We start from the raw sequence: 11409 nt of genomic DNA, 5'->3' as shown, positions 1-11409 counted from the left end.
CGAATCGAGCCGAACCATGACCGACCTTGTTGTGACCATGGGCCTGGGCCACTACGACCATGTGATGGACCTCGCCTCGGGCGCCGTGCGGTGCGAGGGCGTGCGCATCCGCCATCTTGACCTGCCCGTCGAGGAGGTGTTCCACCGCTTCATCAAGTACCGCGAGTGGGACGTCTCCGAGATCTCGCTCGCCAAGTTCTCCGCCCTGGTCTCCCAGGGCGACACCTCCCTGGTGGGCATCCCGGTCTTCCCCTCCCGGATGTTCCGGCACTCCTCCGCGTATGTCCTCGCGTCCTCCGGCATCCGCACCCCGGGCGACCTGGCGGGCAGACGGGTCGGGGTGCCCGAGTGGGCGCAGACGGCCGCCGTCTACAGCAGGGGCCTGCTGACCCACGGCTACGGCGTCGCACTGGAGGACGTCGCCTGGTTCCAGGCGGGTGTCAACGAGCCGGGACGCGCAGAGAAGGTGCGGGTCAGCCCGCCGGACGGGGTGGAGCTGACCCGGGTCGCGGACCGCAGCCTCAGCGGCATGCTCCTCGACGGCGAACTCGACGCCGTGCTCAGCGCGCACCCGCCGCGCTGCTTCGAGGAGGACCCCGGGCGGGTGGTACGGCTCTTCCGCGACGCGGGTGCCGCGGAGGCGGCGTACTGGCGGGAGACCGGGGTGTTCCCCATCATGCACATGGTGGTGGTGCGCGCCGACGTCGTCGAGCGGCACCCCTGGCTGCCCACCACTCTCCTCAAGGGCTTCGAGCAGGCCAAGGAGCGCAGCGTCGAGCGGCTGACCAACATGTCGGCGTCGCTGTACCCGGTGCCGTGGCTCCAGGACTACACGGCCGTCACCACCGCGGGCTTCGGCGCCGACGGGCCCTGGCCGTACGGGGTCGCGGCCAACCGGCACACACTGGCCACCTTCCTCCGCTACGCGCACGAACAGGGCGTACTGCAAAGGGCGTTGGAACCCGAGGAGCTGTTCTGGCCGAGCACCCTGGACACCGTGCGTATCTGACGGCGCACGGACACGGGGGCCGCGACCTGCCGGGTCGCGGCCCCTCGTGGTGTGCGGCCGGGTCAGCCGGTGGAGAGCGGGGGCAGCGCGGGCACCCGCTTCAGGTCCTCGCCGAGCTGGCGGGCGGCCTCCCGCAGCGGCGGCAGGATCTCGCGCTTGGCGGCGGCGAGGGAGCCGAGGACCGTCGGCAGCGAGATGTTCATGGCCGCCACCGTCGCGCCCGTGCGGTCGTGCACCGGCACCGCCATGGAGCGCAGACCGGTCTCGAACTCCTGGTTCACCAGCGCCACTCCGCTGCTTCTGACCTGGTCGAGCGCGGTCCGCAGGGCGTTCTCGTCGGTGACCGTCTTGGGGGTGCGCGCCGCCAGCTCCACCTTGGCGAAGTAGCCGTCGAGCTGTTCGGGGGAGAGCGCGGCGAGCAGCACCCTGCCCATCGAGGTGCAGTACGCGGGGAACCGGGTGCCGACGGTGATGCTCACGGCCATGATCCTGGCGTGCGCGGTGCGGGCGACGTAGACGATGTCGGTGCCGTCCAGGATCGCCAGCGAGGCCGAGCGGTGCACCTGGTCGACCAGTTTCTCCAGGTGCGGCTCGGCGAGGCGGGGCAGCGGCACGCTGGACAGGTACGCGTACCCCAGTTCGAGTACCCTGGGGCGCAGGCGGAACAGCCGTCCGTCGCTCTGGATGTAGCCCAGCTCGATGAGGGTGAGCAGGAAGCGCCTGGCCGCCGCGCGGGCGAGTCCCGTGCGGCGTGCGACCTCGCTCAGCGTCATCTCCGGGTGCTCGTCGTCGAACGACCGGATGACCGCCAGACCGCGTGCGAGCGACTGCACGTACCCCTGGCCGGGAGCGGGCTGACCGGTCCCCGCGTTCTCGCCATCGTCTGCCATGGCGCGACGATACACCAGATGAACTTTCGTTCACAGTACGGACGTGGGGTCAAGTTTTCGTCAGGTCTCGGGGGTTGTACGTCCGCCGCCGCGGCCCGTGGCGGCTACCGTCCCATGCGTCCCGTGCGCTCCGCGAGGCGGCACAGATACCGGTAGCCGGCGTGGAGTTGGGACGCCGGCCAGGTCTCGCGGAGCTTGCGGGCGATCTCCTCGTCGTCGGACCAGCGCCGCAGCGGGCCCGCCGCCATCGCGGTCAACTGGGTGCGGCAGGCCCGGTCGAGCAGCACCGCGTACATCACCGCGCTCGCCGCGTCGGGCCCCACCGTGACGAGCCCGTGCTGCGGCACCAGGCACCCGGCCGCCTCGCCCACCGCCGCGGCCAGCTCACCGCCGAGCGCCCGGGTCATGACGAGGCTCCCGGTGCCGGTGAACCGCGGCACATCGGGGCGTACGAAGGGCACCGCGTCGTGCGAGAGGGCGCGCAGCGGCACGTCGAGGGCGGCGAAGGCGACCGCCGCCGTCGAGTGGGTGTGCACCACCGCCCCCGCGTCGGGCCGCGCCGCCAGCAGTTCGGTGTGGATGGGGTACTCGATATGCCGTCTGCCGCCGCCGGAGAGGACCTCCCCGTCGGGCGAGACCAGCACCACCCGGTCCGCGTCGATCTCCTCGAAGCCCCAGCCCGACGCCTTCATCCACACCCCGCGCCCCTCCGGGTCACGCACCGAGGCGTGCCCCCACACCATGTCCGACTGGCCCGCGGCGGCGAGCGCGGTGTTGGCGCGCACGGTCTCGCGCACCGGGTCCACCTCGTTCACTGCTGGCACTCCGGGGTGTCGACCACGATGCCGTCGGTGTCGGCGCCGAGGACGATCTGGCAGGAGAGGCGGCTGGTGGCACGGCGCGGCGCGGCGGTCGAGTCCAGCATCTCGTCCTCCACCTCCTCGATCGGCGGCAGCCGCGCGGCCCATGCGTCGGCCACGTAGACATGGCAGGTGGCGCACATCATGGAGCCGCCGCACTCGGCCACGATGCCCTCGACCCCGTGGAGCACGGCGGCCTGCATGACGCTGGTGCCGGTGACCGCGGTGTGGGTGACGTGGGAGCCGTCGGGCTGCCGGTAGGTGACCTCGGGCAATGCTCAGACCTCCATGGCGGGGGCGGGGACGGAAGGCGCCGGGGCCGTGGCGGGCTCGACGCGTACGGGCAGCCTGGCGAGGCCGCGCAGGGTGTTGTTCAGCCGCACCTCGGGCTCGCCGTCGAGGTGCCAGCGCGCCACCCGGGACGCCAGCGCGCCGAGCACGGCCTCGCCTTCGAGGCGGGCCACCATCTGCCCGACGCAGCCGTGGATGCCGGACCCGAACCCGGTGTGCCCGACGGCGCGGCGCCTGATGTCGAAACCGTCCGGGTCCTGCCAGCGGCGCGGGTCGCGGGCGGCGCCGGAGAAGAAGACCAGCATCTTCGCGCCCCGGGGTATGCGGGCGCCGCCCACCTCGGTGTCGGCGACCGCGGTGCGGAAGAAACCGATCACCGGTGACTCGATCCGCACCACCTCCTCGAAGGCGGAGCGCGCGAGTGAGGGGTCGGCGCGCAGCAGGTCCCACTGGTCGGGGTGCTCCGCGAACCGGCGCACCGCGAAGCCGAGCGCGCCCACCGTGGTGTCCACCCCGGCCGAGAGGAACGAGCGCACCAGCAGCGCGGCCTCCTCCTCCGTCAACTCGCCTGCGTCCACGGCGTCGTAGATCCGCGAGCCGAGCCCGCCGGGGGCGAGCGCCGAGCGCGCGCACCGCCCGGTGATCCACTCCCTGACGTCGTCGGCGCCGCTCATCGCGGCCTCGAAGAGGTGGTTGCGCGGGCCGTGCCCGTTGAACGTCATACCGCCGTACACCAGCAGGTTCTCCCGCCCCTCGGCGGGCAGTCCGACCGCGTCGGGGAACACCTTCAGCGGATACGCCTCGCCGAGGTCCTTGACCGCGTCGAACCGGCCCCGGGCCACCAGGCGTTCGGCGAGCGCGGTCGCCTCACGGGTGAAGGTCTCCTTCATCTCCCGCAGCGCACGCGGCGCCAGCAGCCGCGACAGCACGCCCCTGGTCCTGGTGTGCAGCGGCGGGTCGGCCTCCAGGATGAGGCTCGGGGTGCGCCAGGGCCGCTCCCTCGCGAGGTGGGTGTATCCGACGCCGTACCCGGAGGAGAAGGTGGTGTGGTCGGCGAGGACCGCCCTCACCTGGTCATGGCGCGCCACCCCCCACACGTGGTACTTACGCAGATAGCAGACCTCGCCCAGCTCCCGCAGGTGTGCGAGCGGGGGAAAGGGGTCGGCGAGGAATCCGTCGGAGAACGGGTCCACGTCCGAGACGGGGCAGTCCGTGGGTGCGTCAGCCACTCGGGCCTCCTGTGCTCGCGCCTGTTCAAGCGACCGTCACAAGAGAAGACATCGCCTTCGCCGGGACATTCAACGCGGCTTCCATATGTCGGAAGCCGGGTGTGGCGGCGGTGGGTGTGGCGCACCTCGGCGCCGCCCGGCGCGGTCGGGTGCGGCGGCGACACCCGATGGGAGAGCGGAATGCCGACGAAGAACGCCAAACTGCTGTCCGTGCTCGCCGCGTTCAGCCACGAGCGGCCCGCCCTCACCCTCTCCGAGATCAGCCGCGCCACCGGCCTCCCGCTGTCCACCGCACACCGGCTCGCCGACGAACTGCGCTGCTGGGGCGCTCTGGAGCGGGACGGGCGGCAGCGGTACACGGTCGGCCTGCGGCTGTGGGAGGTGGGCTCGCTCGCGCCGCGCGCGTACGGACTGCGCGACAGTGCACTGCCGTTCATGGGGGACCTCTACGAAACCACGCGGGAGAACGTGCAGTTGGGGGTGTTGGACGGCGGCGAGGTGCTGCTCATCGAGGTGCTGTCGGGACACCGCGCGGTGGAACTGGTCGCGGGGATGGGCGGCCGGCTGCCGCTGCACGCGAGCGGCCTGGGACACGTGCTCCTCGCCCACGCGTCCGCGCAGTTCGTGGAGCGGGTGCTGAGCGGTCCCCTGCCCGCGTACACCCCGCACACCCTCACCGCACCCGCTCGGCTGCGCTCCGCGCTCGCCGCGATCCATGAGACCGGGGCCGCCGTCTCGCGCGAGGCGCTCGGCCTCGGGTCGATCTCGGTGGCCGCGCCGATCACCGGGCGCCGCGGCGCCGTGGTGGCGGCGTTGTCCCTGGTCGTGCCGGTGGACGGGGCGCACACCGCGGCGCTTGTCCCGGCCGTGCGCACGGCGGCCAACGGCATCTCACGGGTGCTCGCGTCGGGCCCGGGTGAGCGCTGAGGGACACCCTGCCACACCTCCCAACACCCCCCGCGCGCACCCCCCGTGCCCCTCGGGACGGGGGCTGACCGGCGGCCGGGCAGGGCTTGCGCCGGGGCCTTGACGCGCTCAGTGCGGCGTGCAACGGTGTCGTTCACCTAGCGGACCCCCGTTCGTCAGTCGTACACACGCTCCGCACAGATCGAACGTGCGGGCGAGGCGGACGGGGTGCGTCGGCACCGGAGGCGCCGAGAGCGCCGGGTCGGGACGCGACCGGTCCCGACGGGTCCTCACATGCGCAGGGAGAGAACGATGAAGACCGTAGTGGCGGCCACCGCCACGAGCGAGGCGGGGCTGGCGTCCCGCCGCCACCGGGGGCACCGCAGGTGAGCGGCAACGGGACCCGGGCCATGAGAAAGCCGGCGGGCGCCCCGGCCGCGCGCCCGGGTGGCGGCGGGGGAACGCCGCGGCGCGCACGCACCCGGCGGCGGGGGAGCGCGGCGGGGCCGCTGACCGGGGTCGCCACCATCGTCGTGGTGCTCGTGGTCTGGGAGATCTCCTCACGGACCGGCGCCGTCGACCCGGCGTTCGCGTCGCGGCCCACCAAGGTCGCCCCCGCCGTCTGGGACTACGTGACGTCCAGCCAGTTCGCCACGGACGGCAAACACAGCGGGACAGCCTTCCTGTTCGGGCTGCTGCTGTCCGTCGCGGTCGGCGTCGTCCTCGGCATCCTCATGGGCTGGTTCCGCTGGGTGCACCGCGCCCTCGACTACTCCGTCAGCCTCGCCTACGCCGCCCCGCGCATCGCGCTCGTGCCGATCCTGGTCCTCTGGTTCGGCATCGGGACGCAGACCGAGGTCTACGTCATCTTCCTGATGTCGGTGTTCCCGGTGCTGATCAACACCATCTCGGGCATCCGCACCGTCGCCCCCGAACTCATCGAACTGGCAAGGGCGTTCAACGCCAGGCCGTGGCAACTGCTGTGGACCGTGCTGCTGCCCAGCTCGCTGCCTTCGATCCTCGCCGGGGTCCGCATCGCCATCGGCACCTCGCTCATCGGCATGGTGGTCGCGGAGTTCCTGGCCTCCACCTCGGGCGTCGGCTACATGATCAACAGCGCCGCGAGCAACTTCCAGCCGGACCAGGTGTTCGCCGGGGTGGTCATCGTGACCGTGGTCGGCCTGCTGCTGAGCGAGCTGCTGAAGTGGGTGGAGTCCCGTGCCGAGCGGTGGCGCCCGGCCAACCACTGAACCCAAGGCCCACCCTCACGAGAGCCCGGCAGAGCGGCCGGGCGAAGGACGAACCATGGACAAGCTCGTCGCGCAGAACGTCGCGATCCGCTACCACAACAAGCACAGCGCGACCGACCACCTCGCCGTCGGGAACGCCTCGTTCGCGGTGCAGGAGGGCATGTTCGCCTCCATCATCGGGCGCAGCGGCTCCGGCAAGTCCAGCCTGCTGCGCGCCATCGCGGGGCTCATCCCGTACTCGGGGGGCAGCCTCAGCCTGGCCGGGAAGCCGATCTCCCGGCCGGGCCCCGACCGTGCGGTCGTCTTCCAGTCGGCCCGGCTGCTGCCCTGGCGCACCGTCAGCCGCAACGTGTCCTACGGGCTCGAACTCCAGGGTATGAAGAAGGAGACGAGCCGGGAGCGGGCCGCCCGCGCCATCGACCTCGTGGGTCTGACCGAGGTCGCCCACTCCTACCCGGCCACGCTCTCCGGCGGTATGCAGCAGCGGGTCAACCTGGCCCGCGCCCTCGCCTTCGACCCCGATCTGCTGCTGCTCGACGAGCCGTTCTCCGCGCTCGACGCGCAGACCCGCGAGTCGATGGGCAACGAACTCCTGCGCGTGTGGGCGATGACCCGCAAGACCAGCGTCTTCATCACCCACCAGATCGACGAGGCGGTGTTCCTCTCCGACCGCGTCATCGTGCTCTCCGCCGGCCCCGCGAGCACCACCACCAGGGTCATCGACATCGACCTGCCGCGGCCGCGCACCCCCGGGACCAGGGACCTGCCGCGCTTCACCGAGTACGTGCACACCCTGCGCGCCGAGATCTCCGGCGAGTAGGTGGACGCGCCCACGCGGGCGGCGGCAGTCAAGGCCGCCGGGACCACCCGACGCAACCCGAACGAACCGACCCTCACATGACACCGTCCTTACCGCATTCAGCCAAGGGGAAGCCTGTGCACTACCTCCGGACCACTCCCGCAAGAACCGGACGCGTCGTGGGGGTGGGCACCGTGGCGGTCGCCCTCGTCTCCCTGGTCTCCGGCTGCTCGGACAGCGACTCCGACTCCCCGTCGAGCGCCTCCGCCGACGTGGAGGTGAGCAAGATAAACATGGGGGCCATCGAGGGCGCCGACTGGGCGTGGCTCTACGTGGGTGTGGACAGCGGCATCTTCAAGAAGAACGGCCTCGACGTCACCATCTCCACCCCGTCGCCCTCGACGATCCCGGCCGCGGTGATGCGCGGCAGCCTTCAGGCGTCGGCCCAGGTCGGCACCTGTGAGCGCGCCCACGGGGAGGGTGTGAAGGTGATCGACGTCGGTGTGGCCGGTATCCGCGACAGTCACACCCTGCTGGCCCGCAAGGGCATCGGCTCGGTGAAGGGCCTCGCGGGCAAGACCCTCATCGTGCCGCAGGGCAACTCCAGCCCGACCGCCCGTATCAAGGCCATTCTCAAGGAGCAGGGTGTCCTCGACGACGTGAAGCTGCTGCCGGTCGCGGCGGCCAACAGCCAGGTCGCGCTCTTCAAGTCCGGTCAGGGCGACGCCATCTGGGAGCCGATCGACGTGATCGCCAAGACCCAGAAGCTGGTGTCGGGTTCCGACATCGTCCTGGACTCCAAGGAGGCCGGGCAGGAACTGCCGAACACCGGTCTGTGCATCTCCGAGGCGTTCCTCAAGAAGAACCCGAAGACGTCGAAGGCTCTCATCAAGTCCATGGTGCAGTCGGTGCAGTTCCTGCTCAAGGGCTCGCCCGACGCGATGAGCAGCATGGAGAAGCAGCTCAAGCTCACCTCCGACGAGGCCGACCTCACCCTCGCCACCCTGCACGACGACCTCACCTCCGACCCCGTCGTCAACGACACGCTGCTCACCGCGCAGGCGGACCAGGACAGCAAGTCGTCCGGCAAGAAGGTCACCCTCGAACAGGTCCGCACCGCCTACGACATGGCCCCCGCCACCCAGGTGGCCGGCGACCTCGGCACCGGTTGACACCCCCGCCCGTGACCCGGCCCTGGCCCGGCCGGGTCACGGCGCCGAGTCCTCCCGCTCCCGCGGACCCTGCACCGCGCCCCGCCGCGCGGCCACACCCACGCCGCCCGGCGCGCCGCCGCGCGCGGTACCCACCGCGTGTGCCGCCGCGGCCACCGCCGCCAGGGCCACCGTCACGGTGCCGGACAGCGCCAGGGTGCGGCGCGGCCCGAGCGCGGCGGTGAGCGGGCCGCCGAGCGCGGTCCCCAGCGGCGCCGCGGCCAGCAGCGCGGCGCCGCGCACCGCGAGCACCGTGGTCAACTGGCCCGCGGGCGTACGGTTCTGGAACAGCGTGAACGACAGCGGGTTGAACGGCCCGTAGACCAGCCCGCCCAGCGTGAAGCAGACCAGCAGCACCGCGGCGGGCAGCGGGAACCCGAACGGCACGAGCACCGCGCCCCACCCCGCGACGATGCTGATCAGCACCGGCCACAGCGGCAGCGCCCGCAGCGTCCCCGAGGCCAGCCCGCCGAGCACGGCACCCACCCCGAACAGCGCCCAGAACACCCCGAGCAGTCCCGCGCCCGCGCCGTGACGCTCCGCCACCAGCAGCGGAAGCGCCGTCTCGACCGGCCCGTAGACGAAGTAGAACAGCCAGGTCAGGGCGAGAATCCCGAGCAACTCCCGCTGCCCGCGCAGCAGTCGCAGCCCGCCTGCGGCACGCCCAGGGCCCTCGGGCGCGCTGTCGCCGTCCACTTCCGCGTGCGGTTCGGGCAGCCGCGCCACATACACCGCGAGCACCGCGAACGACAGCGCGTCGAGTCCGATCACCCACGCGGGCTGTACGGCCGCCACCAGGAAGCCCGCGACCGCGGGGCCCGCGATCACGGCGACGGAACCGCTCGCCGACAGCAGCGCGTTGGCCGGCAGCCGCCGCCCGCCCGGCAGCATCTGCGCCACCAGCGCGTACTTGCCCGCGCCGCCCCAGGCGTGCAGCAGCGATGACCCGCCGAGCAGGCATACATACGGCACCGGGTGCAGCACACCGGTGGCGTACGCGAGCGGGATCGAGCCGAGCAGCACGGCGCGCAGGGTGCTGTCAGCGGCCAGCAGCCGGCGCGGGGGCAGCCTGCGCAGCAGCCGTGCGAACACCAGCGCCCCGAGGGCGCCGGGCAGCGCGTAGGCGGCGACCGCGGCGCCCAGCCACAGGCCCTGCTGCCCCGGCGGCGCCACCAGCAGCGCGAGCCAGGCGACCGTCACCGCGCTCATGCCGTCGCCCAGGTCGGAGGCGGCGAAGGCGGCGAGCAGCCGGGAGAAGCGACGGTCCGCGAGGAGGGGCCGGTAGGCCGGCGGCAACAGCCGGGCGGGGGAGGCGAGGCGCATTCCCACAGCCTCAGGGGTGAAGCGCGGTTGAGGTCAAGCCGTCCCCTGACCGGGTTCGTGCGGGCGCGTGCGGGTCAGCCGCCGTGCAGGGTGGACTCCGCGATCTCCCTGACCCGCTCCCTGGACATCCCCGAGCGCTGCTCGACGGCGAGGGGGTGCTCGGTCGGCTCCAGCTCGACATAGGGGCGCTGCCCGACGGGGCGGGTGTGCACCCGGGTCCTGAGGTTGAGGGTGCTGGGGGAATAGGCGGCGAGGTCGGTGGTCAGCCAGCCGAAGTACGGCTGCTCCGCCTCCCGCCCCGTGACGTTCCAGAGGTCGGCGGCGCGGCTGAAGTTCTCCCTGCTCAGCGAGGTCCACACGCCCCAGGAGAAGATCTCGTCGGTGCCGGTCACCGGTATCTCGATCATGCCCTTGAGGAAGTAGTGCTCGCCCCGGATCACGCACTGGTCGGACGAGAGCATGCTCTGGGGGTCCCGCTCGTACGCCGGGTCCCACACGTCGGGCGCCAGTGCCGTGTAGGCGAAGGGCAGTTCGTCGTGGCGCTCCCCGCAGCGCGAGCAGATGAACCCGTCGTGAGTGTCCATGACGAGACCCTACCGACCCCGCAGCCGAACGGGGACGCCCTCGGCCACCTCGGACCGGGACGGGGCGGCCGCCGGGACGAGGGGGCTTGCTCTCCGACTGTTTCCGATATATCGTCGAAGCATCGTGATCGGTCAACGATGGGATGTTGATCGATCTTGTCGAGGAGGTAAGCCATGAGTGCGTACGGACACGAACACGGACGCGGACACCGTCACGGTCAGCCCGGCTGCGGCCCCAAGTCCTGGGGCGGGCCCGAGGGTTCGGACGGCCCCGGGGTCTTCGAGGGGCGCCGCGGCGCCTTCGGGCCCTTCGGGCCCGGCTTCGGCCCGCACGGGCCCTGGGGCGGCGGACGCGGAAGGGGCGGCGGCAGGGGGAGGGCGCGGCGCGGCGATGTGCGCGCCTCGATCCTGGCCCTGCTCAAGGACCGCCCCATGCACGGCTACGAGATGATCCAGGAGATCGCGGAGCGCAGCGGCGGCGCGTGGAAGCCGAGCCCAGGCTCGGTCTACCCCACCCTCCAGTTGCTGGAGGACGAGGGGCTGATCAGCAGCGCCAACGAGGGCGGCAAGAACCTGTTCTCGCTCACCGACTCCGGCAGGGCCGCGGCGGACGAGGGCCCTGAGGCCCCCTGGGAGGAGGCCGGGCGCGGCGTCGACTGGGAGGTCTGGAACGAGGTGCGGCAGGCCGGCGTCGGGCTGCTCGAAGCGTTCGGCCAGGTCTGGAAGACCGGCAACCAGGAGCAGCGCGACAAGGCGGTCGCCGTCATCAACGAGGCCCGCAAGCGGCTCTACCGCATCCTCGCCGACGAGGACTGAGCCCAACGCCGCGAGCCGCCCGCCCCCACCGGCCCCGATGCCCCGTGCGTACGCGCGCGGGGCATCCGACGCGTCACCGGTACGCCGCCCCGGCCGCCGGGCGCGCAGACGGGGCGAAAATGCGACCCCCTCGGGGACGAGTCTTCGAAAGTCATCCCCAAGGAGGAGAAACGTCCGGGAATGCCCACCCAACGTGGCAGTCGAGAATGCTTCCCGGCGCGGATGCCCGCAAGCACCGGTG

Annotated in this window: 12 protein-coding genes; 6 read left to right on the top strand and 6 right to left on the bottom strand. The window is 72.2% G+C overall.

Annotated features, from left to right (window positions below):
* Positions 1-16: 16 nt before the first annotated feature.
* The gene (locus ACIBIW_RS36370) at positions 17-1009 is read left to right on the top strand and encodes an ABC transporter substrate-binding protein (protein WP_399342766.1); all 993 of its coding nucleotides are present in this window, start codon (positions 17-19) and stop codon (positions 1007-1009) included.
* A gap of 62 nt (positions 1010-1071) precedes the next feature.
* Here the strand turns inward: ACIBIW_RS36370 and ACIBIW_RS36365 are convergent, their stop codons facing one another.
* The 4 genes from ACIBIW_RS36365 to ACIBIW_RS36350 form a co-directional block, all read right to left on the bottom strand.
* Positions 1072-1899 carry an IclR family transcriptional regulator C-terminal domain-containing protein gene (locus ACIBIW_RS36365; protein WP_399342765.1) on the bottom strand — a complete coding sequence of 276 codons (828 nt, stop codon included), beginning with the start codon at positions 1897-1899 and terminating at the stop codon, positions 1072-1074.
* Between the two features lie 104 nt (positions 1900-2003).
* Positions 2004-2714 (bottom strand): class II aldolase/adducin family protein, encoded by a 711-nt coding sequence (locus ACIBIW_RS36360; RefSeq protein ID WP_399342763.1) that lies wholly within the window; start codon positions 2712-2714, stop codon positions 2004-2006.
* The gene (locus ACIBIW_RS36355) at positions 2711-3034 is read right to left on the bottom strand and encodes a 2Fe-2S iron-sulfur cluster-binding protein (RefSeq protein WP_399342761.1); all 324 of its coding nucleotides are present in this window, start codon (positions 3032-3034) and stop codon (positions 2711-2713) included. Before ACIBIW_RS36355 ends, ACIBIW_RS36360 begins: the two co-directional genes overlap by 4 nt.
* A 3-nt stretch (positions 3035-3037) precedes the next feature.
* The gene (locus ACIBIW_RS36350; protein ID WP_399342759.1) at positions 3038-4279 is read right to left on the bottom strand and encodes a cytochrome P450; all 1242 of its coding nucleotides are present in this window, start codon (positions 4277-4279) and stop codon (positions 3038-3040) included.
* 180 nt (positions 4280-4459) lie between these two features.
* Here ACIBIW_RS36350 and ACIBIW_RS36345 point away from each other — a divergent pair, with 180 nt between their 5' ends.
* From ACIBIW_RS36345 to ACIBIW_RS36330, 4 genes are all read left to right on the top strand, one after another.
* A complete protein-coding gene (locus tag ACIBIW_RS36345) occupies positions 4460-5206 on the top strand; it encodes an IclR family transcriptional regulator (RefSeq protein WP_399342757.1) in 747 nt (248 codons plus the stop codon).
* Positions 5207-5595: 389 nt separating this feature from the next.
* Positions 5596-6435 carry an ABC transporter permease gene (locus ACIBIW_RS36340; protein ID WP_399342755.1) on the top strand — a complete coding sequence of 280 codons (840 nt, stop codon included), beginning with the start codon at positions 5596-5598 and terminating at the stop codon, positions 6433-6435.
* 55 nt (positions 6436-6490) lie between these two features.
* On the top strand, positions 6491-7255 hold the full coding sequence (locus ACIBIW_RS36335; protein WP_399342753.1) for an ABC transporter ATP-binding protein: 765 nt from the start codon (positions 6491-6493) through the stop codon (positions 7253-7255).
* Between the two features lie 158 nt (positions 7256-7413).
* Positions 7414-8406: an ABC transporter substrate-binding protein gene (locus ACIBIW_RS36330; protein ID WP_399342751.1), complete on the top strand. Its 993-nt coding sequence runs from the start codon at positions 7414-7416 to the stop codon at positions 8404-8406.
* Positions 8407-8442: 36 nt separating this feature from the next.
* On the opposite strand, the gene ACIBIW_RS36325 is transcribed toward ACIBIW_RS36330, so the two are convergent.
* Together ACIBIW_RS36325 and ACIBIW_RS36320 are read right to left on the bottom strand one after the other, a co-directional pair.
* Positions 8443-9768, bottom strand: coding sequence for an MFS transporter (locus ACIBIW_RS36325; RefSeq protein WP_399342749.1), 1326 nt, complete (start codon positions 9766-9768; stop codon positions 8443-8445).
* A 74-nt stretch (positions 9769-9842) separates the two neighbouring features.
* Entirely contained in the window at positions 9843-10352 is a 510-nt protein-coding gene (locus ACIBIW_RS36320; protein ID WP_399342747.1) for a DUF2199 domain-containing protein, read from the bottom strand.
* 174 nt (positions 10353-10526) lie between these two features.
* Here ACIBIW_RS36320 and ACIBIW_RS36315 point away from each other — a divergent pair, with 174 nt between their 5' ends.
* Positions 10527-11168 carry a PadR family transcriptional regulator gene (locus ACIBIW_RS36315; RefSeq protein ID WP_399342745.1) on the top strand — a complete coding sequence of 214 codons (642 nt, stop codon included), beginning with the start codon at positions 10527-10529 and terminating at the stop codon, positions 11166-11168.
* Positions 11169-11409 lie beyond the last annotated feature (241 nt).

It is taken from the genome of Streptomyces sp. NPDC050560, from assembly GCF_044457285.1.
Classification (GTDB): domain Bacteria; phylum Actinomycetota; class Actinomycetes; order Streptomycetales; family Streptomycetaceae; genus Streptomyces.
Note: the sequence above shows the minus strand (reverse complement) of the source record. Positions and strands in the feature narration are given on the sequence as shown.

Bases quoted from the DNA above. Each gene is read 5' to 3' on its own strand.
- ACIBIW_RS36320 (WP_399342747.1), bottom strand. From the start codon at position 10,352: ATGGACACTCACGACGGGTTCATCTGCTCGCGCTGCGGGGAGCGCCAC.
- ACIBIW_RS36365 (WP_399342765.1), bottom strand. From the start codon at position 1,899: ATGGCAGACGATGGCGAGAACGCGGGGACCGGTCAGCCCGCTCCCGGC.
- ACIBIW_RS36335 (WP_399342753.1), top strand. From the start codon at position 6,491: ATGGACAAGCTCGTCGCGCAGAACGTCGCGATCCGCTACCACAACAAG.
- ACIBIW_RS36370 (WP_399342766.1), top strand. From the start codon at position 17: ATGACCGACCTTGTTGTGACCATGGGCCTGGGCCACTACGACCATGTG.
- ACIBIW_RS36325 (WP_399342749.1), bottom strand. From the start codon at position 9,768: ATGCGCCTCGCCTCCCCCGCCCGGCTGTTGCCGCCGGCCTACCGGCCC.
- ACIBIW_RS36345 (WP_399342757.1), top strand. From the start codon at position 4,460: ATGCCGACGAAGAACGCCAAACTGCTGTCCGTGCTCGCCGCGTTCAGC.
- ACIBIW_RS36315 (WP_399342745.1), top strand. From the start codon at position 10,527: ATGAGTGCGTACGGACACGAACACGGACGCGGACACCGTCACGGTCAG.
- ACIBIW_RS36340 (WP_399342755.1), top strand. From the start codon at position 5,596: ATGAGAAAGCCGGCGGGCGCCCCGGCCGCGCGCCCGGGTGGCGGCGGG.